22 protein-coding genes and 1 pseudogene are annotated in these 23,057 nt (G+C 63.5%); 10 read left to right on the forward strand and 13 right to left on the reverse strand.

Going from position 1 to position 23,057, the window contains the following annotated elements:
- Positions 1 to 2 precede the first annotated feature (2 nt).
- Together atpD and H2O14_RS13920 are read left to right on the forward strand one after the other, a co-directional pair.
- A complete protein-coding gene (gene atpD, locus H2O14_RS13915; RefSeq protein ID WP_182828123.1) occupies positions 3 to 1,454 on the forward strand; it encodes a F0F1 ATP synthase subunit beta in 1,452 nt (483 codons plus the stop codon).
- A 57-nt stretch (positions 1,455 to 1,511) separates the two neighbouring features.
- Entirely contained in the window at positions 1,512 to 1,913 is a 402-nt protein-coding gene (locus tag H2O14_RS13920) for a F0F1 ATP synthase subunit epsilon (protein ID WP_182828124.1), read from the forward strand.
- Between the two features lie 145 nt (positions 1,914 to 2,058).
- Here the strand turns inward: H2O14_RS13920 and leuC are convergent, their stop codons facing one another.
- Positions 2,059 to 3,468 carry a 3-isopropylmalate dehydratase large subunit gene (gene leuC / locus H2O14_RS13925; RefSeq protein ID WP_182828125.1) on the reverse strand — a complete coding sequence of 470 codons (1,410 nt, stop codon included), beginning with the start codon at positions 3,466 to 3,468 and terminating at the stop codon, positions 2,059 to 2,061.
- Between the two features lie 257 nt (positions 3,469 to 3,725).
- On the reverse strand, positions 3,726 to 4,523 hold the full coding sequence (locus H2O14_RS13930) for an AraC family transcriptional regulator (protein ID WP_182828126.1): 798 nt from the start codon (positions 4,521 to 4,523) through the stop codon (positions 3,726 to 3,728).
- A 182-nt stretch (positions 4,524 to 4,705) separates the two neighbouring features.
- On the opposite strand from H2O14_RS13930, the gene H2O14_RS13935 reads away from it, so the two are divergent.
- Positions 4,706 to 6,058, forward strand: coding sequence for an alpha-glucosidase/alpha-galactosidase (locus H2O14_RS13935; protein ID WP_182828127.1), 1,353 nt, complete (start codon positions 4,706 to 4,708; stop codon positions 6,056 to 6,058).
- Positions 6,059 to 6,278: 220 nt separating this feature from the next.
- Here the strand turns inward: H2O14_RS13935 and H2O14_RS13940 are convergent, their stop codons facing one another.
- The 3 genes from H2O14_RS13940 to H2O14_RS13950 all read right to left on the reverse strand — a co-directional run bounded on the left by H2O14_RS13940 (position 6,279) and on the right by H2O14_RS13950 (position 9,121).
- Positions 6,279 to 7,634, reverse strand: coding sequence for an ammonium transporter (locus H2O14_RS13940; protein WP_182828128.1), 1,356 nt, complete (start codon positions 7,632 to 7,634; stop codon positions 6,279 to 6,281).
- Positions 7,635 to 7,662: 28 nt separating this feature from the next.
- Complete coding sequence (locus tag H2O14_RS13945) at positions 7,663 to 8,013, reverse strand: P-II family nitrogen regulator (RefSeq protein WP_170976542.1); 351 nt, start codon at positions 8,011 to 8,013, stop codon at positions 7,663 to 7,665.
- 223 nt (positions 8,014 to 8,236) lie between these two features.
- The gene (locus tag H2O14_RS13950; protein ID WP_210275450.1) at positions 8,237 to 9,121 is read right to left on the reverse strand and encodes an acyl-CoA thioesterase II; all 885 of its coding nucleotides are present in this window, start codon (positions 9,119 to 9,121) and stop codon (positions 8,237 to 8,239) included.
- A 90-nt stretch (positions 9,122 to 9,211) separates the two neighbouring features.
- Between H2O14_RS13950 and H2O14_RS13955 the strand changes: the two genes are divergently transcribed.
- From H2O14_RS13955 to H2O14_RS13985, 7 genes are all read left to right on the forward strand, one after another.
- A complete protein-coding gene (locus H2O14_RS13955; RefSeq protein ID WP_246697389.1) occupies positions 9,212 to 10,426 on the forward strand; it encodes a ubiquinone biosynthesis hydroxylase in 1,215 nt (404 codons plus the stop codon).
- A gap of 121 nt (positions 10,427 to 10,547) precedes the next feature.
- Positions 10,548 to 10,961 (forward strand): ribosome silencing factor, encoded by a 414-nt coding sequence (gene rsfS, locus H2O14_RS13960; protein ID WP_246697602.1) that lies wholly within the window; start codon positions 10,548 to 10,550, stop codon positions 10,959 to 10,961.
- Positions 10,962 to 11,039: 78 nt separating this feature from the next.
- Complete coding sequence (rlmH, locus tag H2O14_RS13965; protein WP_182828131.1) at positions 11,040 to 11,522, forward strand: 23S rRNA (pseudouridine(1915)-N(3))-methyltransferase RlmH; 483 nt, start codon at positions 11,040 to 11,042, stop codon at positions 11,520 to 11,522.
- 89 nt (positions 11,523 to 11,611) lie between these two features.
- The gene (locus tag H2O14_RS13970; RefSeq protein WP_246697390.1) at positions 11,612 to 12,997 is read left to right on the forward strand and encodes a murein hydrolase activator EnvC family protein; all 1,386 of its coding nucleotides are present in this window, start codon (positions 11,612 to 11,614) and stop codon (positions 12,995 to 12,997) included.
- Positions 12,987 to 14,321, forward strand: a complete 1,335-nt coding sequence (locus tag H2O14_RS13975; RefSeq protein WP_182828132.1) for a S41 family peptidase — start codon at positions 12,987 to 12,989, stop codon at positions 14,319 to 14,321. Before H2O14_RS13970 ends, H2O14_RS13975 begins: the two co-directional genes overlap by 11 nt.
- 59 nt (positions 14,322 to 14,380) lie before the next feature.
- Positions 14,381 to 15,562, forward strand: coding sequence for a divergent polysaccharide deacetylase family protein (locus H2O14_RS13980; protein WP_182828133.1), 1,182 nt, complete (start codon positions 14,381 to 14,383; stop codon positions 15,560 to 15,562).
- A gap of 32 nt (positions 15,563 to 15,594) precedes the next feature.
- Positions 15,595 to 16,119, forward strand: coding sequence for an RNA pyrophosphohydrolase (locus H2O14_RS13985; RefSeq protein ID WP_182828134.1), 525 nt, complete (start codon positions 15,595 to 15,597; stop codon positions 16,117 to 16,119).
- Between the two features lie 68 nt (positions 16,120 to 16,187).
- Here the strand turns inward: H2O14_RS13985 and bfr are convergent, their stop codons facing one another.
- The 8 genes and pseudogenes from bfr to H2O14_RS14025 all read right to left on the reverse strand — a co-directional run bounded on the left by bfr (position 16,188) and on the right by H2O14_RS14025 (position 23,009).
- On the reverse strand, positions 16,188 to 16,673 hold the full coding sequence (bfr, locus tag H2O14_RS13990; protein WP_182828135.1) for a bacterioferritin: 486 nt from the start codon (positions 16,671 to 16,673) through the stop codon (positions 16,188 to 16,190).
- A 124-nt stretch (positions 16,674 to 16,797) separates the two neighbouring features.
- The gene (locus H2O14_RS13995) at positions 16,798 to 17,109 is read right to left on the reverse strand and encodes a bacterioferritin-associated ferredoxin (protein WP_182828136.1); all 312 of its coding nucleotides are present in this window, start codon (positions 17,107 to 17,109) and stop codon (positions 16,798 to 16,800) included.
- Positions 17,110 to 17,229: 120 nt separating this feature from the next.
- Positions 17,230 to 18,535: pseudogene (pncB, locus tag H2O14_RS14000) on the reverse strand (nicotinate phosphoribosyltransferase).
- A gap of 21 nt (positions 18,536 to 18,556) precedes the next feature.
- The gene (pncA, locus tag H2O14_RS14005; protein ID WP_182828137.1) at positions 18,557 to 19,156 is read right to left on the reverse strand and encodes a bifunctional nicotinamidase/pyrazinamidase; all 600 of its coding nucleotides are present in this window, start codon (positions 19,154 to 19,156) and stop codon (positions 18,557 to 18,559) included.
- Between the two features lie 84 nt (positions 19,157 to 19,240).
- Positions 19,241 to 20,443, reverse strand: a complete 1,203-nt coding sequence (locus H2O14_RS14010) for an MFS transporter (RefSeq protein ID WP_182828138.1) — start codon at positions 20,441 to 20,443, stop codon at positions 19,241 to 19,243.
- 69 nt (positions 20,444 to 20,512) lie between these two features.
- Positions 20,513 to 21,283 carry a DeoR/GlpR family DNA-binding transcription regulator gene (locus H2O14_RS14015; RefSeq protein WP_246697391.1) on the reverse strand — a complete coding sequence of 257 codons (771 nt, stop codon included), beginning with the start codon at positions 21,281 to 21,283 and terminating at the stop codon, positions 20,513 to 20,515.
- Positions 21,284 to 21,361: 78 nt separating this feature from the next.
- Positions 21,362 to 22,750, reverse strand: a complete 1,389-nt coding sequence (locus H2O14_RS14020; RefSeq protein WP_182828140.1) for a putative bifunctional diguanylate cyclase/phosphodiesterase — start codon at positions 22,748 to 22,750, stop codon at positions 21,362 to 21,364.
- Entirely contained in the window at positions 22,638 to 23,009 is a 372-nt protein-coding gene (locus H2O14_RS14025) for a hypothetical protein (protein WP_182828141.1), read from the reverse strand. Before H2O14_RS14025 ends, H2O14_RS14020 begins: the two co-directional genes overlap by 113 nt.
- Positions 23,010 to 23,057 lie beyond the last annotated feature (48 nt).

Consider the following 23,057-nt stretch of genomic DNA (forward strand, 5'->3'; position numbering starts at 1 on the left):
ATATGGCTACGGCAGCTACCCAGTCCGCCGCCGGCAAGGTGACCCAGGTCATCGGCGCCGTCGTTGACGTCTCGTTCGAAGGCGCTCTGCCGCCGATCCTGAACGCGCTCGAAACCGACAACGGCGGCAACCGCCTCGTTCTCGAAGTGGCGCAGCATCTCGGCGAAAACACCGTCCGCACCATCGCGATGGACTCCACCGAAGGTCTCGTGCGCGGCCAGCCCGTGTCCGACACCGGCGCGCCGATCTCGGTGCCGGTCGGCGACGAAACGCTCGGCCGCATCCTGAACGTCATCGGCGAGCCGGTCGACGAACTCGGCCCGGTCCCGACCGAAGCACGCCGCGCGATCCACCAGGCCGCTCCCGAATATGTCGAGCAGTCCACGGAAGCGCAGATCCTCGTCACCGGCATCAAGGTCGTCGACCTCCTGGCTCCTTACGCCAAGGGCGGCAAGATCGGCCTGTTCGGCGGCGCAGGCGTCGGCAAGACCGTTCTGATCATGGAACTGATCAACAACGTCGCCAAGGCCCACGGCGGTTACTCCGTGTTCGCCGGCGTTGGCGAGCGCACCCGCGAAGGCAACGACCTCTATCACGAAATGATCGAGTCCAAGGTCAACGTCGATCCGCGCGAACATGGCGGTTCCGCCGCCGGCTCCAAATGCGCGCTGGTTTACGGCCAGATGAACGAGCCGCCGGGCGCGCGCGCCCGCGTCGCTCTGACCGGCCTGACCATCGCGGAAGACTTCCGCGACAAGGGCCAGGACGTGCTGTTCTTCGTGGACAACATCTTCCGCTTCACCCAGGCGGGTTCGGAAGTGTCGGCGCTGCTCGGCCGTATTCCTTCGGCCGTGGGTTATCAGCCGACGCTCGCCACCGACATGGGCGCTCTGCAGGAACGCATCACCACCACCAACAAGGGTTCGATCACCTCGGTGCAGGCCATCTACGTGCCCGCCGACGACTTGACCGACCCGGCGCCGGCCACCTCCTTCGCCCACTTGGACGCGACGACCGTTCTCAGCCGCTCGATCGCCGAAAAGGGCATCTATCCGGCGGTTGACCCGCTCGATTCCACCTCGCGCATGCTCGACCCGATGATCGTCGGCGAAGAGCACTACGAAGTGGCTCGTAAGGTGCAGTCGACCCTGCAGCGCTACAAGTCTCTGCAGGACATCATCGCCATCCTCGGCATGGATGAACTGTCGGAGGACGACAAGCTGACCGTCGCCCGCGCCCGCAAGATCGAGCGCTTCCTGTCGCAGCCGTTCCACGTCGCCGAAGTCTTCACCGGTTCGCCGGGCAAGCTCGTCTCGCTCGAAGACACGATCAAGGGCTTCAAGGGCCTGGTCAACGGCGAATACGATCACCTGCCGGAAGCCGCCTTCTACATGGTCGGCTCGATGGACGAAGCGGTCGAAAAGGCCAAGAAGCTGGCTGCCGAAGCCGCCTGATAATCTCTGGCGCGGTCTTCCGGCCGCGCCGTCTCCGACACGAAAGAGTGAGTGATCATGGCTGATAGCTTCAGTTTCGAACTTGTCTCTCCGGAGCGCCTGCTCATGTCGGCAAGCGCGACCGAAGTGGTCCTTCCGGCGACCGAAGGCGAAATGGCGGTGATGGCCAATCACGCGCCTTTCATGACGACGATCCGCCCCGGCGTGGTCACCGTCAAGGAAGCCTCCGGACAGACCCAGAAATTCGTGGTGTTCGGCGGCTTCGCCGACATCGTGCCGTCGGGCTGCACCCTGCTTGCCGAATCGGCGCTGCCGGTCAGCGAATTCCGCAAGGATCAGTTGGCCAAGCGGATAGAAGTCGCGCAGGCCGATCTCGCCAGCGCCCCGGACGATGAGGCCCGCACACGGATTTCTCAGCTGATCGCGGACCTCGACAGCCTGTCGTCGGTCGCGGCCTGAGAGCCGGGTTTCCGATAGAGACTTTGAACCCGGCGGAGACGCCGGGTTTTTCTTTTCCGCCATGCGCCGCGGATCGTTCGGGCGCAAACAAAACGGGCGGCCCTCAGGGCCGCCCGTTCGTTTGAGAGCGCTCGGCGAGGCCGGATCAATTCCACTCGCGTATGTCGACGAAATGTCCGGCGATCGCGGCGGCTGCGGCCATGGCCGGCGACACGAGGTGCGTGCGGCCCTTGAAGCCCTGACGACCCTCGAAATTGCGGTTCGAGGTCGAGGCGCAGCGTTCGCCCGGCTTCAGGCGGTCGTCATTCATGGCCAGGCACATGGAGCAGCCCGGTTCGCGCCAATCGAAACCGGCGGCCTTGAAGATCTTGTCGAGACCTTCGGCCTCCGCCTGTTCCTTGACGAGGCCGGAACCGGGCACGATCATCGCGGAGACGGTCGAGGCAACCGTCTTGCCTTCGACCACCTTGGCGACGGCGCGCAGATCTTCGATGCGGCCATTGGTGCAGGAGCCGATGAACACCCGGTCGACCGCGATGTCGGTGATCTTGGTGCCGGCGGTGAGGCCCATGTAGTCGAGCGCGCGCTGCTTGGAGGTGCGCTTGTTTTCATCCGTGATCTCGTCCGGGTTCGGCACGACGCCCTGAACCGAGATGACGTCTTCAGGCGAAGAACCCCAGGACACGATCGGCGGCAGATTGGCGGCGTCGAGCACGACGACGCGATCATAATGCGCGCCTTCGTCCGATTTCAGTGTTTTCCAGTATTCGATCGCCTTCTCCAGCGCCTCGCCCTGCGGCGCGCGCGGCTTGCCCTTGATGTATTCGAAGGTTTTTTCGTCCGGAGCGATCAGGCCGGCGCGCGCGCCGCCTTCGATCGTCATGTTGCAAACCGTCATGCGGCCTTCCATCGACAGCGCCTCGATGGCTTCGCCGGCGAATTCGATGACATGGCCGGTGCCGCCGGCAGTGCCGATTTCACCGATGATGGCGAGGATGATGTCCTTGGCGGTGACGCCCGGCGGCAGCTGGCCGTCGACGCGCACCAGCATGTTCTTGGCCTTCTTCTGGATCAGCGTCTGGGTGGCCAGAACGTGTTCCACTTCCGACGTGCCGATGCCATGCGCCAGCGCGCCGAAGGCGCCATGGGTGGAGGTGTGGCTATCGCCGCAGACAATGGTCATGCCCGGCAGGGTGAAACCCTGTTCGGGTCCGACGATGTGGACGATGCCCTGCCGCTTGTCGCTGGCCGAATAATATTCGACGTTGAAATCGGCGGCATTCTGGGCGAGGGCCTCGACCTGGATGCGGCTTTCCTCATTCTTGATGCCGAGATGGCGATCGGGCGAGGTCGGCACATTGTGGTCGACGACCGCGAGCGTCTTTTCCGGCGCGCGGACCTTGCGGCCGGTCATGCGCAGGCCTTCGAACGCCTGCGGGCTGGTCACTTCGTGAACCAGATGGCGATCGATATAGAGGAGACAGGTGCCGTCGGCCTGCTGATCGACGACGTGGTCGTCCCAGATCTTGTCATAGAGTGTGCGGGGTGCGCTCATGGGTTTCACCGTGCTGAAGTATAAAGGAAAAAGGCGTCGCGAGGCGCTGAACCGCAAGAAGCGGTCAACGGACGGGATCAGCCGAGATGGGCGGTGGCGCGGCCGGAAAGGGCGGCAAAGAAGCGCTGCGGCAGGCGTTTTCGGTCCTGCAGCACGAAAAAATATCTCTTTGGCGCGCGTTTGCTCATGGCGCTTCTTTACCATCATTCTAAACGGGCGGCAATGGCCGTGCTGAGGGCGGTTTGTCGTGGACCGTGTTAGCCTCTGCCCCAGGGGCGCGCAGGGTCGCGATGCATTCCGGACGCCCTGAAGTCGGTCGGCGTGACGCCGAAAATCCGCCGGAACGCCTTCGAGAAGTAATTGGCGTCGGCGAAGCCGGCTTGCGTCGCCACATCCCGGATCGAGGGCGCCGGCTCGGCAGCGAGAAGCCGCGCAGCGTAACGCAGATTCTCCTGCAGAAGATAATCTGCCGGGGTCTCTCCCGTCGCCGCCGTGAATTGTCGGGAGAAATGCGCGCGGCTGAGACCGGCGAGTTCTGCCATGCGCGTGACGCTCATGGCTTTGCCGGGATGAGCCGCGAGATAAGCGAGCACCCGCGCCACACCCTCTGGCGCATCCCCTTGGGCGCCGTTCTGGCCGGTGACCGACTGAAGCGCGGCCAGCGCAAAGGCGTAAGCAAGGCTTGAGGCGCGATAGGGATCGAGGTCTTCCCGCATGAGATCGAGGCAGAGACCGGCGAGCCTGTCCGCCGCGTCGAGTGAGATCACTGGCGTCGCGCCTCCAGCAAGCCGCGCCCGCTCCATCAGCCGCAGCGCCTCGGGTCCGCGCAGCGACACCCAGAAAAATTCCCAGTTTTCCCACTCTTCCAGCCAGTAGCGATGATCTTCCGGAACCATCAGGAGCATCGCTTGCCCCGTTCCGACCACATGCCGGTCGCGGCTAAAGGTCAGGCGGCCCGCTCCAGAGATCGTATATTGAAATATGGTGAAAGGTTCCGCGCCGCGCTTTCGCCCGTCCCAGTCATAATCGGGCCCGCGCCTTTTTCGTAGCCGCATCCGGTCGGGTAGATGACGAAAGGCGCGCCGCCCCGGGGCGGCGTTTGCAGATAGGGGCCGGCGGCGATGAGATCGGAGAGCACGATATTACCCTTTGCAGCACAACTATCCTCTTACCTCCTGATTAGACGAGGATTATGGTGCGCGCAATCGGCGCATCCCTCGCAAGGAGACAGCACAAAATGACGAGAAATCCCAGGATCACCTTCATCGGCGCGGGTTCCACCGTGTTCATGAAGAACATCATCGGCGACATCCTGCAGCGGCCGGCGCTTTCGAGCGCGACGGTGGCGCTGATGGACATCAATCCCGAGCGCCTCGCCGAAAGCGAAGTGGTGGCGGGCAAGCTGGTCTCCACCCTCGGAGCCAGCGCCAAGGTCGAAACCTACGACAATCAGAAGAAGGCGCTGGAAGGCGCTGATTTCGTCGTCGTCGCCTTCCAGATCGGCGGCTTCGAGCCCTGCACCGTCACCGATTTCGAAGTGCCGAAGACGTATGGCCTGCGCCAGACCATCGCCGACACGCTCGGCATCGGCGGCATCATGCGCGGCCTGCGCACCGTGCCCCATCTCTGGTCGATCTGCGAGGACATGCTCGAGGTCTGCCCGAACGCGATCATGCTGCAATATGTCAACCCGATGGCCATCAACACCTGGGCGATCGCGGAAAAGTACCCCACGATCAAGCAGGTAGGCCTCTGCCATTCCGTCCAGGGCACCGCCTGGGAACTGGCGCGCGATCTGGACATCCCGGTCGAGGAGATCCGCTATCGCGCCGCCGGCATCAATCACATGGCCTTCTACCTCAATTTCGAGCATCGCCAGCCGGACGGCTCCTTCAAGAACCTCTATCCGGAGCTGCTAAAGGGCTATCGCGAAGGACGCTTCCCCAAGCCGAGCCATTGGAATCCGCGTTGCCCCAACAAGGTGCGTTATGAAATGCTGACGCGTCTCGGCTATTTCGTCACCGAGAGCTCGGAGCATTTCGCCGAATACACGCCCTATTTCATCAAGGAGGGCCGCGAGGACCTGATCGAGAAATTCGGCATTCCGCTCGATGAATATCCCAAGCGCTGCGTCGAGCAGATCGAGCGCTGGAAGACCGAGGCCGAAGAGCTCAAGAACTCGCCCACCATCGAGATCAAGCAGAGCCATGAATACGCCTCCGAAATCGTCAACTCGGTCTGGACCGGCCAGCCCTCGGTGATCTACGGCAATATCCGCAACAATGGCTGCATCACCTCGTTGCCGGCCAATTGCGCGGCCGAAGTGCCGTGCCTGGTCGACGCCAATGGCATCCAACCGACCTATATCGGCGAATTGCCGCCGCAGCTTACCGCGCTCATCCGCACCAACATCAACGTGCAGGAGCTGACGGTGAAGGCGCTACTGACGGAGAATCGCGAGCATATCTATCATGCCGCGATGATGGATCCGCATACGGCCGCCGAGCTCGATCTCGACCAGATCTGGGCGCTCACCGACGACCTCTTGAAGGCGCATGGCGAGTGGCTGCCGGCCTGGGCGCGCGGCTGATCCAGCCAGACTTTCCCAAATTTCGAGCCGGCGGTCACCCGCCGGCTTTTTCGTGTCTGCGGACACGAAAAAACCCGGGACGCGTGACGATCCCGGGTGGAAGGTAGCAGCCCTGCATGCGCATGCGGCCGCCTGGGAGGATGGCGCCGGTCGGGGCGGGAAGGAGGATGAAGCCCCGACCGGGCGGTGCGGCGCCGGAAGACCGGCGCCGCGCGCAATCTCAGTTGTGGTAGGCGGCTTCGCCATGCGAGGCGAGGTCGAGACCTTCGCGTTCGGCTTCCACCGGCACGCGCAGACCGACGATCAGATCGACGATCTTGTAGAGGATCGCCGAACCGATGCCGGTCCACAGGATGGTGATCACCACCGCTTCGATCTGCACCCAGAGCTGGCCGCCCATGGTCTGTTCGCCGGCGTAACCGATGCCGCCGAGAGAAGCGGAGGCGAAGATGCCGGTGGCGATGGCGCCGAAGATGCCGCCCACGCCATGGACGCCGAACACGTCGGCGGTGTCGTCATAACCGAACTTGTTCTTCACCACGGAGACGAAGAAGTAGCACAGCGGTGAGACGATGAGGCCCATGACGATCGCGCCCATCGGGCCGACGATGCCGGCGGCCGGGGTGACGGCCACGAGGCCGGCGATCATGCCGGACGCAGCGCCGAGCATGGAGGCCTTGCCGCGGGTGAAGGCTTCGACGGCCGACCAGGACAGGATCGCGGCGGCGGTGGCGAGGAAGGTGTTGACGGTGGCGAGCCATGCGCCGCCCGAGGCCTCGAGGTTGGAGCCGGCGTTGAAGCCGAACCAGCCGAACCACAGCATCGCTGCGCCGACATAGGTCAGCGTCATCGAATGCGGAGCCATCATGTCCTTGCCGAAGCCGATGCGCTTGCCGACCATGATCGCGCCGATGAGGCCAGCAACGCCCGCATTGATATGCACGACGGTGCCGCCGGCGAAATCAAGCGCGCCCTTGCCGAAAAGGTAGCCGTTGGCGTCCCAGACCATATGCGCGATCGGGAAATAGACCACGGTCACCCAGAGCAGCGCGAAGAGGATCGAGGCCGAGAACTTGATGCGTTCTGCGAAGGCGCCGATGATCAGCGCCGGGGTAATGGCGGCGAAGGTCATCTGGAACAGCACGAACAGATATTCCGGGATCACGACGCCCTGGCTGAAGGTGGCCGCGGTCGTGTCCTTGGTCACGCCGGAGAGGAACATCTTGGCGAAACCGCCGAAGAAGGGGTTCGCGCCGCCGCCGAAGGCGAAGGAGTAGCCGTAGACGACCCAGGCGATCATTACGACGGCCGCGATCACGGTGCACTGCATCAGCACCGACAGCATGTTCTTGGCGCGCACGAGGCCGCCGTAGAACAGGCCCAGGCCGGGAACGGCCATGAACAGCACGAGGATGGTGGCGAGGAACATGAAGGCGCTGTCGCCCTTGTCGGGAACCGGCGCAGCGGCGGCGGCGGCCGGCGCGGCCTCCTGGGCGAAAGCGACGACCGGAGCCATCACGGCCGAGGCGGCAAGCGCCGCGCGGCTCAGAAGAGTGGAAAGTCTCGTTGCGGACATAAAATATAACTCCCTACGATAGCGGACGTCAGAGCGCTTCGGCGTCGGTTTCGCCGGTGCGGATGCGCACGGCGTGGTCAATCGAGTAGACGAAGATCTTGCCATCGCCGATCTGGCCGGTCTTGGCGGCGCCGGCGATCGCTTCGACCGCCTTGTCGACCAGTTCGCCCGATACGGCGAGTTCGATCTTCAGCTTCGGCAGGAAGCTGACGGCGTATTCGGTGCCGCGATAGATTTCCGTGTGTCCCTTCTGCCGCCCGTAGCCCTTCACTTCGGTTACGGTCAGGCCTTGAATGCCGACAGCCGTGAGGGCTTCGCGCACCTCGTCGAGCTTGAACGGCTTGATAATGGCCATCACAATTTTCATCTGGTTTCCCATCCTTTGACGAACATGCCGGCGGGGATCCGCCTCTCCGTGATCTCGGGAAAAAGTCTGAAGCCCTCCCGTGACTGCCTATACCAATACAAAGCGCGTGCCAGATTCGCGCCGCAATTTTAAGCGGTTGAAAAATATGAGATATTTGTTTCTGGATCAAAAAGAAGGCAGTTAACTCGACATTAACCGCTCAAGAAAAGTGCAAAAATCAAAAAACGCCTATGAATTAATCATCTGCTCGTTTGCGAATCAAACCTTCCTGCGCGGTGGAGGCGATCAGGCGTCCTGAACGGTTATATATCGCGCCGCGGCTCAACCCCCGCGCGCCGCCGGCGAAGGGACTGTCCTGCGTATAGAGCAGCCAGTCGTCCAGCGGGTCCTCGGCGTGGAACCACATCGCGTGGTCAAGGCTGGCCGCCTGGATGTCGCGGTCGAACACCGATTGGCCATGGGCGAAGAGCGCGGTGTCGAGCAGGGTCATGTCCGAGAGATAGGCGAGGACGGCGGCGCGGAGCGCCCGGTCTGCCGGCGGCGCGCCGTTGCCCTTGATCCAGATATGCTGGGACGGCGTCAGTCTTTCACGCGAGACATAATGCGTCATCGACACCGGGCGCACCTCGACGGGGCGCTCGCGCAGCCAATAAGCCCGCACGTGGTCGGGCGCCTGCTTGAGGTAGGTCTCGTAGAGTTCCCGAGCGTCCGGCAGCGTCTCGGGAGCGGGCACGTCGGGCATGTCGATCTGGTGGGTAAGGCCCGATTCGTCGATCTGGAACGAGGCCGACAATGCGAAGATCGGTTTGCCACGCTGGATGGCGATCGCCCGCCGCGTCGAGAAGCTGCCGCCGTCGCGCATGTTCTCGACTTCATAGAGGATCGGCAAAGAGGGATCGCCGGGACGCAGAAAGTAGGCGTGCAGCGAATGGACATGCCGGCCTTCGGGCGCGGTGCGGCAGGCGGCGACCAGGGCCTGTGAGATCACCAGCCCGCCGAACACCCGCTGCCAGCCGACATCGGGGCTTGCGCCGCGATACTTGCCTTCCTCGATCTTTTCGAGATCGAGGATCTCCAGGAGTTGAGCCATGTCGGTGAGCTTGTTTCCCTGGCGCGGCATTTTGGCTTTCTCCGATGGTTTAATCGACGACCTCATTCCTCTATACTCCCGGTCGGAATGCGGGCAAGCCGCGAGAAGGAGCAAGACCTCATGTATGATATTCTGATCGCAGGCGGCGGATATGTCGGTCTTTCGACGGCGGTATCGATCAAGAAGGCCGCTCCGCATCTCAGCATTCTGGTGGTCGACGCAGCGCCCTCCGGCGCCTGGGAAAAAGATGGCCGCGCCTCCGCGATCGCCGCGGCCGCCTCGAGGCTGCTCTCCGCGCTCGGCGTCTGGGATGAAGTCCTGGCGAGCGCCCAGCCGATCAACAGAATGATCGTCACCGATTCCAAGACGGCCGATCCCGTTCGTCCCGTTTTCCTGACCTTCGACGGCAGGGTGGCCGATGGCCAGCCCTTCGCCCATATGGTGCCGAACCCCGCCATGATCGGACCGCTGTTGCGGCTCGTCGGCGAACTCGGCGTCGAGCTGCGCCAGGCGGCGACGGTGGATGGGTTCTCGCGCGATCCCGCGCGCGTCGCCGCGACGTTGTCGACCGGCGAGACGGTCGAGGCCCGCCTGCTGATCGCCTGCGACGGCGTTCGCTCGAAACTGCGCGACGCGGCCGGCATCAAGACGGTGCATTTCGACTATGGCCAATCCGGCATCGTGGCGACAGTGGAGCATGAGCGGCCGCATGAAGGCGTTGCGGAAGAGCATTTCCTGCCCGCCGGCCCCTTTGCGATCCTGCCTTTGCCGAACAATCGTTCGTCGCTGGTCTGGACGGAGAGAACGGCGGATGCCGAACGTCTGGTGCGCGGCGACGATTTTCTGTTCGACGAGGAGCTCGAACGGCGTTTCGGCCATAAGCTCGGCGCCTTGAAAGTGGTCTCGCCGCGTCGGGCCTATCCGCTGGGGCTGACGCTGGCGCGCGCCTTTGTCGGGGACCGCTTCGCGCTGGCCGGCGACGCCGCGCACGGCATCCATCCTATTTCCGGCCAGGGCCTCAATCTCGGCTTCAAGGATGTCGCCGCACTCGCCGAAACCATCGTCGACGCCGACCGGCTGGGCCTCGACATCGGTTCGCTTTCGGTGCTCGAACGCTACGAGACGTGGCGCCGCTTCGATACGTTCCGCATGGGCGTGACCACCGATGTGCTCAACCGGCTGTTCTCCAACGACATCGCGCCGATCCGCATCGCCCGCGATTTCGGTCTCGGTCTCGTCGACCGCCTGCCGTCTCTAAAGAATTTCTTCATTGGCCAGGCGGCGGGCACCACCGGGCGCGCCAATCCCAAGCTGCTCGACGGCGCGCTGCCGTAAGGGGAGTTCGACCGAAAATAGTTAACCGGCTTGTCTTGAAACTTTTAACCTTTGGCGCCTATCTTTAGGGATCGGCGCTTCAGCGCCGGTGCATGTCCGTTTAAGATAGAAAGGAAGTCCTCTGACGACAGTGCACGCCAAAGGAGCGGCGCGTTTCGCCCCCTCCAAGAGCATGGAGCGCGGTAGCGACGCCGCAGCCAAAGCTCTTGAAACCGTCCTCGAAAGCCTCGAGGATTCGAAAGCTGAAAACATCTCCCATATCGACATCACGGGCAAATCCGCGCTGGGCGATCACATGGTGATCGTATCCGGACGCTCGAACCGTCACGTGACAGCCATTGCCGATCACCTCATCGACGACATCAAGGCGGCCGGTTTCGGCCCGACCCGCGTCGAAGGGCTGGAAACCGGCGACTGGGTGCTGATCGATGCCGGAGACATCATCGTGCATGTGTTCCGACCCGAAATCCGCGAGTTCTACAACATCGAAAAGATGTGGGCCGCGCCTGATATCGACGAAGAAACCCTGCACTAAGCCGCTTTCCCTGGGAAAGCAGGCCAATACCCGCGGAGAATGATCTTCTCCGGCGTGAAAGATCTGGTCTGGTAAGACATGCGCATATCCGTGTTTGCGGTCGGCAGGTTGAAGTCCGGACCCGAAAGAGAGTTGGCCGATCGTTACTTCGATCGTTTCGCCAAGACGGGGCCTGCGACCGGCCTCGAATTGGGAAAAATCACCGAGATCACCGAAAGCCGCGCCGGCAATGCCGAGACGCGCAAGCGTGAGGAAGGCGCGAGCCTCGACAAGCTCCTGGCCGACGGCGCCCAGCTGATCCTGCTCGACGAACGCGGCAAGGCGCTCGACAGCGTCGCCTTCGCCGATCTGCTCGGAGGCTTGCGCGACCAGGGGAGGCGCGAGGTCGTTATCGCCATCGGCGGGCCCGACGGCCACGATCCGGCACTCGCCGGTCGCGCCGATCACATGTTGTGCTTCGGCAAGATGACCTGGCCGCATCAGATGGTGCGGGTGATGCTGGCCGAACAGCTCTACCGGGCCGTCACCATACTGTCCGGCCATCCCTATCATCGCGTCTGAGCGCGGCCTCGGATTTTTCCTCCTGATCAAATCGATTGGCGCTTGCGGCAAATCAGCTTAGAGTCGGGCCATTGAGCAATGGCGGTGGCTTGTTGAAGATCGGCGGACAATCGAAACGGGGTGCGTTGCTGCGCGCGGCCGCGGCTGCGGGCCTCATTGCGTTCGCCGTCCCGGCCGTTCCGCAGGAAAACGCGGTCAAACCCGCACCCGCCGTCAATGAAGAGGGCTTGCTGCGCATCCGCCGAAACGCCACGGAAAGCGAGCTGCGCGAGCTCGCCAAGACGTTGGCCGAATCGCGCGATCGCACCAAGACGCTGCAGGCGGGTCTGATCGGCATCGAACGCACCAGCGCCGGATTGCGCCAAGCGCTGGTCGCATCGGCCGAAAAACGAAAATCGCTGGAAAATCAGACGCTCGAGGACGAGGCCAAGCTCCGCGAGCTCGAAGGCAGGCTCGGCAAGGTCAAGGCGTCGCTGCACGAAAGGCGCGGCCTCCTCGCCGAAGTGCTGGCCGCGCTTCAGCGCATGGGCCGCAATCCGCCGCCGGCCCTTCTGGTGTCGCCCGACGACGCTCTCTCCTCCGTGCGCAGCGCGATTCTGCTCGGCGCCGTCGTGCCGGGCGTGCGTCGTGAAACCGAGCGCCTGGCCGCCGACCTCAAGAGCCTCACCGACCTCTCCGTCGCGCTCGCCGCCCAGCGTCAGACCTATGTGACCACCATGGCCTCGGCGATCGAGGAGGAGCAGCGGATGAACGCGCTTCTGGAAGAAAACGCCAAGCTGTCGTCCGAAAGCAAGGAAGAACTGGAGCGGGAGAACCAGCGCGTCGAGCAACTGGCCGCCCGCGCCACCAGCCTGGAAAACCTCATCGCCTCGCTGGAGCGAAGCATCGCCTCGGCGCGCGACGCCGCCGAAGCCGCTCGCGCCAACGATCGCGACATGGCGGCTCTCACCCCTCAACAGAGGGCCCGGTTGCAGGAGGAGGCAGGCGCCATCCTGCCCGACAAAAACCGCATTGCCCCCGCATATCCTTTCTCCGTTCTGAAGGCGAAGCTGGCCCTGCCGGTGGCGGGCGACGTCATCCGTCAGGTCGGCGACGACGACGGCACCGGCCATCCCGCCCAAGGCCTCACGGTCGCGGCCGGACCAGGCCTGGTTGTCACCGCCCCGGCCGACGGCTGGGTGATGTTCGCAGGGCCTTTTCGCAGTTATGGCGAAATGGTGATTATGAATGCGGGAGAGAATTACCATATACTGCTCTCCGGCATGGACAAGGTTTCCGTCCGTCAGGGCCAGTTCGTCGTCTCAGGCGAACCGGTCGGCCAGATGGGCGAAAAGAGAATAGCCAGCGCGACCGGTCTCAATCTGGAAACGGACCGGCCAACGCTGTACATAGAGTTCCGAAAGGATGGAAAACCGGTCGATTCGCGACCCTGGTGGTCCGTCAAAGAGCTTGGAAAGGCGCGAAATGATACGTAAGACTTCACTGGTGCTGCTGGGCGCGTTGCTGGGCTCCACCGCCACGCTGGCTGTCTATTCCGCCGGCCTTCCGGCCCAGGCCGCCGGCTCCTCGACCTATCGGGAACTCAGCGTGTTCGGCGAAGTCTTCGAACGCGTGCGCGCGCAATATGTGACGCCGCCCAACGAGCAGAAGCTGGTCGAGTCCGCCATCAGCGGCATGCTGACCTCGCTCGATCCGCATTCGAGCTATATGAACGCCAAGGACGCCGACGACATGCGCACGCAGACGCGCGGCGAATTCGGCGGTCTCGGCATCGAAGTCACCATGGACAACGAACTGGTCAAGGTCATCGCGCCGATCGACGATACGCCTGCCTCCAAGGCCGGCGTTCTGGCCGGCGACCTGATTTCCAAGATCGACGGAACCGACGTGCGCGGCCTGAAGCTCGAAGACGCCGTCGACAAGATGCGCGGCGAAGTCGGCGCGCCGATCAAGCTGACAATCCTGCGCAAGGGCGCCGACAAGCCGATCGAACTGACCATCAAGCGCGACATCATCGCCGTGCAGGCGGTCAAGACCCGCGTCGAGGGCGATGTCGGGTACCTCCGCGTCATTTCCTTCACCGAAAAGACCTATGACGACCTGAAGAAGGGCATCGAGAAGATTCAGGCCCAGGTGCCGAACGACAAGCTCAAGGGGTTTGTCCTCGACCTTCGCCTCAATCCGGGCGGTCTGCTCGATCAGGCGATCAACGTGTCGGACGCTTTCCTCAACAAGGGCGAAATCGTCTCGACCCGCGGCCGCGTCGAAAGCGAAACCCGTCGCTTCAGCGCCACGGATGGCGATCTGGTCAATGGCAAGCCGGTGATCGTGCTGGTCAATGGCGGCTCCGCCTCGGCTTCCGAAATCGTCTCCGGCGCGCTTCAGGATCTCAAGCGGGCCACCGTGCTCGGCACGCGGTCGTTCGGCAAGGGATCGGTGCAGACCATCATCCCGCTCGGCGACAACGGCGCGCTGCGGCTGACCACGGCGCTTTATTACACCCCGTCGGGCAAATCGATCCAGGGCATCGGCATCACCCCCGACATCAAGGTCGAGGAGCCGATCCCTGCCGAACTGCAGGGCAAGATCGAGACCGCCGCCGAATCGGCGCTCAAGGGCCATATCAAGGGCCAGGACGAGACCGAAGAAGGCTCCGGTTCGGCCGCCTATGTGCCGCCGGATCCCAAGGACGACGTGCAGCTCAATTACGCGCTCGACCTGTTGCGCGGCAAGAAGACCGATCCGGCCTTCCCGCCGGATCAGGCCAAGGCCGTCGCGGCCGAACAGCAGAAGAAGTAAGACGGGCGCGGCGGGACATGATCCCGCCGCCGCTCTGTCGAACGGGGGCAGGCTCGAACGTGACGTCGGGACTCCATTCGCCGCTGGGCAAGGGGCGCAAGCCGAAAACCGAAAAACGCCCCAGGTTCGCCTGGGGCAGCGTTTCGGCGTTTTCGGCCGTCGCGCTGATTTTCGGCGGTCTTGTCGCCTACCCCTATCTTTCCCCCGATCCGCTGCAAAAACCCGTCTCGGTCGCCGATGAACCGACCGGGTTAGCGGATGACGTCGCCCCGACCGCGCCGGCTGATCCCAACGGCATCAAGCCCAGCCGCCCTTCCGACGGCGCCGATGTCGTCCGTCAGGTCATGCCGGATGGTTCGGTGGTGACCAAATACACGCCCCGCGCCAGCGCGGAGAACGGACCCAAGCTGATCGACGCGACGGCGACCGGCCCGCAATCGCCCGATCTCGCCGCCTTTCCCGACGAAGCGCTGATCGAAAACACGCCCGATGGAAAATTGCCGATCGTCGCCGCCGACGGCACACGCCCCTTCGACCGCTATGCGCGCCCCTGGTCTGGCGCACGCGGTACGCGGATCGCCATCGTCGTCGCCGGCCTCGGGCTCAGCCAGACGGGCACGCAGAAGGCGCTGCAGGCGCTGCCCGAAGAAATCACGCTGGCTTTCGCCGCCAACGGCAATTCGCTGTCGCGCTGGGCGCCGGAAGCGCGGCGCACCGGCCACGAAATCTTGCTGCAGGCGCCGATGGAGCCGTTCGACTATCCCGACAACGATCCCGGTCCGCTGACGCTGACCCATGACCAGAGCGAGGCGCGCAATCTCGATCTCCTGCATCAGGGCATGGGCAAGATGACCAATTACACCGGGGTGATGAATTACCTCGGCGGCCGCTTCCTGTCGGACGCCGAGGCATCCGAGCCGGTGATGCGCGACATCGCGCGGCGCGGCCTGATGTTCCTCGACGACGGCACGTCGACGCAGTCGCTTTCCCCGGTCTACGCCAAGGCCTATGGCATGCCGCTCGCCTTCGCCGATCTGGTGCTCGACCAGGAGGTCAATCACGGCGCGATCCTCGCCAAGCTCGACGACCTCGAACGCATCGCGCTGCGTAAGGGTTCGGCGATCGGCGTCGCCTCCGCCTTCGACGACAGCGTCGCGGCGATCGCCGAATGGTCGCGCGAGGCGGGCCGCCGCGGCATCGAAATCGTGGGCGTTTCCGCCCTCGCAACCGTTCCCAACTGACGAACGCGCGGTCGCCGCGCAAGGACAAGACGATGAGCAAGACGATCAAGGCCGAAGACCTGCCCTACCGCCCCTGTGTCGGCATCATGGTGCTCAATCGAGAGGGCTTGGTCTGGGCCGGCCGGCGCATCCCGCTCGGCAATTCCGAATATGACGGCTCGCCGCAGCTCTGGCAGATGCCGCAGGGCGGCATCGACAAGGGCGAGGAGCCGGAAGCCGCCGCCTATCGCGAACTCTATGAGGAAACCGGCATCAAGTCGGCGACGTTGATCGCCCGCGCAAAGGACTGGATCAACTATGATCTGCCGCCGGAACTGGTCGGCATCGGCCTCAAGGGCAAATATCGGGGCCAGACCCAGGCCTGGTTCGCCTTCCGCTTCGACGGCGACGATTCCGAGATCGCCATCAACCCGCCGCCCGGCGGCCATGAGGCGGAGTTCGACCAGTGGGAATGGAAGCGGATGGAGGATCTGCCGGGCCTGATCGTGCCGTTCAAGCGCGCCGTCTACGACAAGGTCGTCGCCGAATTCGCCCATCTTTCCGGCGTCAGCGCCTGACGCCCGATTGCATGCAAAAAGCCGCCGGAGCGTTGCCCCGGCGGCTTCTTCATTTTCGGCGGTTTGGGTTATTCCGCTTCGTCGGCGGAAACGGCGTTCAGCTGGCCGTACTTTTCCTCGCCGAGCTTCGACATCAGTTCCAGCTGGGTTTCGAGGAAGTCGATATGGCCCTCCTCGTCCATCAGCAGTTCTTCGAACAGCTTCATCGACACATAGTCGCCGGCTTCGTGACAGATGTCGCGGGACTTCTTGTAGGCGGTGCGGGCGTCATATTCGCCGGCAAGATCGGCTTCGAGCACTTCCTTGACCGTCTGGCCAATGCGCAGCGGCGCGAGCGTCTGGAGGTTCGGATGACCTTCGAGGAAGATGATGCGCGCGACGAGCTTGTCGGCATGCTGCATTTCCTCGATCGATTCGGCGCGCTCTTTCTTCGCCAGCTTCTGATAGCCCCAGTCTTCGAGCAGGCGGTAATGCAGCCAATACTGATTGACCGCTCCAAGCTCGAGAAAAAGCGCTTCGTTGAGGCGTTCGATGACTCTGGCGTCGCCCTTCATAGTCCATCTCCTGTTATGCAGCGTAAATATGGTGGGATAAGAGCAGGAAATGCGCGCAAAGTCGAGGCCCTAGTTTGGAATGATTCCAAATCTAGCCGAGTGTTTCGACCGGTCGTATGGGAAATCAGGCCACGCGTGTGGTGCGCTGGCGCCGTTCGAGGATGGCGGCCTTCTGTTCGGCGTGAAAGCGCTTGAGACGGTCGAGGAAATCCACGACTTCGGCCGTCTCGCCGCGATGGCGGGCGTGATAGTCCTCGGTGGTCTTGACGATGATGTCGACGACATTGGGGAAGCAGCCGCAGCATTTCCCGCGCTTGTTCATTGCATGATAGACCTTGCCAGGCACGATCAACTGCCAACAGTCCTCGTCGAGCATCGAGACGATGACGTCCCTGATGTCTTTGTCGGTGATTATGTTGCAGCTGCAAACCATCATGGCGAGGAACCCGCTCGACTTCCAATGGGCTCCTGTATCCTAAAGCGGATGGCAAATGTCAAGATAAGCAAGAAGGCCTGCGACAAAATATGTCGACGCCTCTCCACTTTACATCCGGGTTCAGACCTTGAGCTGCAGCTCGTGGAAGTCCTCGGTGCCGAAAAAGCGCTGGTAGCGTTCGACCTCCTGGGGTCGCCGGTCGCCTTGCGGGGTTGTCCGACAGTTTGACCGCCGGACGGCCATTGGCTTCGACGACTTTGCAGACGATCGAGATCGGATCGAGACCCATCAGCTCGGTCGGCGCGCAGCCCTGGAAGTCGTTGGTGAGATTGGTGCCCCAGCCGAAGCTCATCCGCACCCGGCCTTCGAAATGCTCGTAGGTCTCGATGATCGTGTCGACGTCGAGCCCGTCCGAGAAAATCAGCAATTTCTCGCGCGGATCGCGGCCATGCGCCTTCCACCAGTCGATGATCCGTTCGCCGCCTTCGATGGGCGGGGCGCTGTCGGGGCGGAAGCCCGTCCAGTCGGCCACCCAATCGGGCGCATTGCGCAGGAAGGCGGCTGTGCCGAAAGCATCGGGAAGGACGATCAGCAGGTTGCCGCCGTAAAGCTGGGTCCAGTCCTGCAGCACCTTGTAAGGGGCCTGGCCCAGGTCTTCGTCGGTTTCGGCCAGCGCCGCCTTCACCATCGGCAGTTCATGCGCATTGGTGCCGACCGCTTCCAGATCGGTGTCCATGGCGAGCAACACGTTGGAGGTGCCGGTGAAGGCCGGGCCGATGCCTTCCTTCAGCGCCTCGACGCACCAGCGATGCCAGAGGAAGGAATGGCGCCGCCGGGTGCCGAAATCGGAGATGCGAAGGCCCGGATACTGCCGGAGGCGTTCGACCTTCGACCACATCTTGGCCTTGGCGCGGGCGTAGAGCACGTCGAGGGTGAATTTGCCCAGACCCTTCATCGCCGCGCGCGACCGGAGTTCGTTGATGATCGCCAGCGCCGGGATTTCCCACATCGTGGTTTCCATCCAGCGGCCCTCGAAGCACAACTCATACTGGCCGTCCTTCACCGACAATTCGTAGTCGGGCATGCGGAAATTGGCGAGGAAGGCGATGAAATCCGGTTCGAAGATCTGCTTCTTGCCGTAGAAGGTGTTGCCGGCCAGCCAGATCAGCTCCTTCTTGGTGAAGCGGAGTTCGCGGACATGGTCCAGCTGGTCGCGCAATTCCTGCTCGTCGATATCGTCCGCCAGGCGCACGCGCGTCGACCGGTTGATCAGCGAAAAAGTGGCGCGGACATCCGGATGCAGCTTCCAGATCATCTGCAGCATCAGGAGTTTGTAAAAATCCGTGTCCAGCAGGCTGCGGACGATGGGGTCCAGTTTCCAGGCGTGGTTATACACGCGCCGGGCGATGTCTGTCTTGGCCGCCATGCGGCGTCTCCTCCGTGTCGGTCAGACGAGCGTCACGCCCGCCTGCCGCATTTTTTCAGGTTGCGCCGCCATCGATCCGCCGAGATCGATGCCGCGACAGGCCTCCAGCACCACGGTGGTCTTGAAGCCCGCCGCCACGGCGTCGAGCGCCGAAAAGGCGACGCAGAAATCGGTGGCGAGGCCGCACAGCGTCACGGCCTCGAAGCCGCGCTCGCGCAGATAGCCGGCCAGCCCGGTCGGCGTCGCATGGTCGTTCTCGAAAAAGGCCGAATAGGAATCGATCGCGGTCCGATACCCCTTGCGGATCACCAGTTCGGCCTTGGTCCAGACCAGACCCGGATGAAACTCCGCGCCGGGCGTGCCCTGAATGCAGTGGTCGGGCCAAAGCGTCTGCTCGCCATAGGGCATGGTCGCGCTGTCGAAGGGCGCCTTGCCGGAATGGCTGGAGGCGAAGCTCGAATGGCCGGCAGGATGCCAATCCTGGGTCAGCGCCACATGGTCGAAGCGCGCGATCAGCGCGTTGACCGCCGGCAGGATGGCGTCGCCATCGGCGACCGCGAGCGCGCCGCCCGGGCAGAAGTCGTTCTGGACGTCGATGACGACAAGCGCTTCTCTCAACATGTCAACCCCCGCATCTGTCTGATGAAAGGTCAATCATGTTTGCGGCCGGGAGACAAGCCCGGCCGCCCTGATTGTGGCGCAAAGTCAATGACCTCCGCCTTTCACGCCGTCGGCGTGCCGGGCGAGGCCCGACAGCGCCAGCACGATGGCGAGCAGCAGCGGCGCGCCGATATAGATGGCTTGGTAGCCGGTATGCTCGACGACGAAGCCGAACAAAGTCGGCGCGAACAGCGTGCCGGAATAGCCCATGGCGGTGACCACCGACAGGCCGACGCCCTTGGCCATGCCCGGCAGATTGCCGGCGGCCGAAAAGGCGATCGGCACGAGATTGGCCACGCCGAGACCCGCCAGCGCAAACCCGAACACGGCGACATAGGGATGGGGCGCGAAGGCCCCGATCCACATGCCGGCGAATGCGATGACGCCGGAGACCCGCATGGTCTTGACCGCGCCCAGCCGGTCGCGCACCGCGTCGCCGGCGAAACGCACGACCATCATCGTGGCGTGGAAGGAACCTGCGGCCAGCGACGCGACCGTCAGCGTCGCCCCGAGTTCACGGCTCAGATAGAGCGCGCTCCAGTCGATGACGATGCCTTCCTGCAACATGGAGAACAGCGCCATGAAGCCGAGAAGCCAGGGCAGGGGGCTCGAGAAGATGCTGGGCCGCGGCGCGGCGTCGTGATGTTCTTCCGCATGCGGCCCGTCCGGCATCAGCCAGGCCAGCGCCAGCGCCACCACGCCTGCGTTGAAGACGGTGATGATCACCGCATGCCAGGCCGGGCCGAACTGGTCGATGAGCGCGCCGCCGGTCGCCGAGCCGATCAAGCCGCCCAGGCTCCAATAGGCGTGGCAGGACGACATGATCGCCCGGCGCATGCGCTTTTCGACCTCGACGGCGTTGGCGTTCATCGCCACGTCCATGGCGCCCGCGAAGCCGCCGAGCAGGAAGACGATCACCGCGGCGGACGCGAAGTTCGGCATGAAGGTGAGAATCAGCATCAACGGCAGGAACAGGATGGAAAAGGCCATCGCCACCTTGCTGGAGCCGAAGCGGGCGATCTGGGCGCCGGCGATCGGCATGATGGTGACCGAGCCGACGCCGAAGAACAGCAGCAGATAGCCCATCCATTGCGGCGACAGCGACAGCGTTTCGGCGATCACCGGCAGTTTTGGCGACCAGGCCCCGATATAGAGACCGTTGGCGAGGAACAGCAGCGACACCGCGATGCGCTCCCTGGGGTAGGAGCCGGTCAAGGGCGGTGCGGCGGAACGGACGGGCGTGGTCATGAATACTCCTCCTGGCGCGGCCGGGCCGCGACGCGATGTCTTTCGATCGTTATTCCCAAGGCGCGCCGCTCAAGGCGATGACGCCTTCACGAAGCGGGCGCCGGATTCGGCAAAGCCAGCGCAAAGCTCGTCATCCGCATCCCGTTCCACGACGATGGTGAAACGATTCGACAGGCCGATGACGGGAAAGGGGGCAGGGCGGCCCAATTTCTCATTGGTGACGGCGGCAATCACGCGGCGGCTCGTCTTAGCCATGGCGCGCTTGAATTCCGCTTCTTCCAGGAACGATGCGCTGACGCCGGCGTCCAGATCCAGGCCGCAGCTTCCGAGGATGCAGATATCGGTCCTGTAGCTGGCCGCCTCGCTCATCGCCTTGGCGCCGAGGATGGCGCCGGATTTGGGATCCATGCGCCCGCCGATCAGCGCCACTTCGATATCGGGTCGCTCCATCAGGGCGGCGGCGATCACCGGGGCGTTGGTGATCACGGTCAGCGATGCGTCTTGCGGCAGATTGCGGGCGACCGCGAGATTGGCGCTCCCGGCGTCGATGAACAGGCTCGATCCGGGCTCGATCAATTGCGCCGTCCGGCGCGCCAGCGCCTGTTTCCGGTCCACGGCGACGTCGATGCGACGGCTGAGCGGCGGCGGCGCATCTATGGGCAAAGCGCCGCCATAGACGCGGCGGCACACGCCTTGCGCCGCCATTTCGCGCAGGTCACGCCGGATCGTGTCCTCCGACGTTTCGAAAAGGGCTGCGAGGTCGGCAGCCAATACGCGGCCTTCCTCCGTCAGTTTGCGGAGGATCGCGGCGTGCCGTTCATGTGGAAGAAGATCTGTCATGGTCATGCCTGTCGAATTCGGCATGAACATGCAACGAGAATGACTCGTCAATGGCGGGATTTTGCTTGTTATGAAGCGTCAGCGACCGGCGGCGGCGCTGTCTTCTGGCGCAGTGACCGTCTCGAACGCCGTCCGTTCGGCCGGCCGACCGAATAGATAGCCTTGGCCCTCGGCGCAGCCCCAGCCGCTCAACAATTCGAGATCGCTCGCCTTTTCAATACCTTCGGCGGTGCAGCGCAGGTTGAAATTGCGCGATAGCCCGATGATGGCGCTGATGATGGCGATGCTGTCATTGCTGTCGGCCATGGATTGCACAAAGGTCTGGTCGATCTTGATCTTGTCGAACTGGCAGACGCGCAGGTGATTGAGCGTCGAGGCGCCGGTGCCGAAATCGTCGAGCGCAACGGAGACGCCGGCGGCGCGGAGCGCCTCGATATTGGTCTTGGCCGTCATCAGATCGGTGATGAGCGCATTTTCGGTAATTTCCACTTCCAGCCGCGAAGCGGGAAAATCATGCGCGGCGAGAATGGCGAGCAGTTTCTGGGCAAGGTCCTTGTCGCGCAGCTGCACCGGCGACAGGTTGACCGACAGCATCACATGCGCCGGCCAGAAACGACCGAGCGTGACGGCTTGCGTCATGATCGCCTCGCAGACCTCCTGGATCTGGCCCGTCTGCTCGGCAATGGGAATGAAGTCGGCGGGGTTGATCATGCCGCGCGTCTGGTGCCGCCATCGCGCCAGCGCCTCGTAGCCGATGACGTCGCGGGTCGCGAGATCGACGATCGGCTGGAAATAGGGCACGATGTCGCCGGCCTGCAGCGCCAGCTTCAGCTCCGCTTCCATCCAGCTGCGGGCCTGCACGGCGCTTTCCAGCGCGCTTTCATAGACGGCGATCTGGCGGCGACCGCGGCGCTTGGCCTCATAAAGGGCGATGTCGGCCCGGCGCAGGGCCTCTCCGACGCTGTCGACCTTGTCGTCGCCGATCATGGCGACGCCCACGGAAGCGCCGATGCGCAGCGCTACGTCATTGTAATCGAACGGCGCCTGAACGGCGGCGATTACATAGCGCGCGAAATTCAGCGCATCCTGTTCGTCGCCGAGCGGCGGCGTGATGGCGGCGAATTCGTCGCCGCCGAAGCGGGCGACGAGGCCGCCCGGAAAATGGCCTTCGATCCGGCTTGCGAAATCGATCAGCACCTTGTCCCCCGCCGCATGGCCATGGGCGTCGTTGACAGGCTTGAAGTGATCGAGATCGATCAGGAACACCGCCCGCTTTTCGGCTGCGGGGCGCTCGAACATGGCGCGCTCGGCGAAGCTTTCGAAATTGCGGCGATTGGCGAGGCCGGTCAGCTGGTCATGCAGGGCGAGGCGTCGCGAATGCAGCTCGGCCTGCTGCTGGCGGCGAAAGCGCAGCGCGCAGCCGCTGATACTGGACGACGGCGAATGCGGTGAGGCCGAGGCTCGCAAACAGGCCGAACATCAGGATTCCGTCGAAGGCTTGATGGTCGTCTCCGAGCCGGGGAACAGCGCCGAAGGACCTGGTCAGGGGCTGAGACGTCGACAGGGTCTCGGAAACGTGCAACCGGGAAAACAGCGCCACGAGATCGTGATGCAATCCTGCCATGAGCGCGACGATGAACAAAACCAGAGTTGCCCCGCCGATCAGGATGTTTTCGATCCTCTGTCGGCGGAGAGTGGCGCGGTCTTGAAGCGGCTCGTGTTCCACGGCGCGGCCCTTGCGGTCGTTGTCAGACAGCGGAAAAGCTAGGCGAAA

It is taken from the genome of Rhizobium sp. G21, assembly GCF_014158035.1.
Taxonomy (GTDB): domain Bacteria; phylum Pseudomonadota; class Alphaproteobacteria; order Rhizobiales; family Rhizobiaceae; genus Rhizobium_E.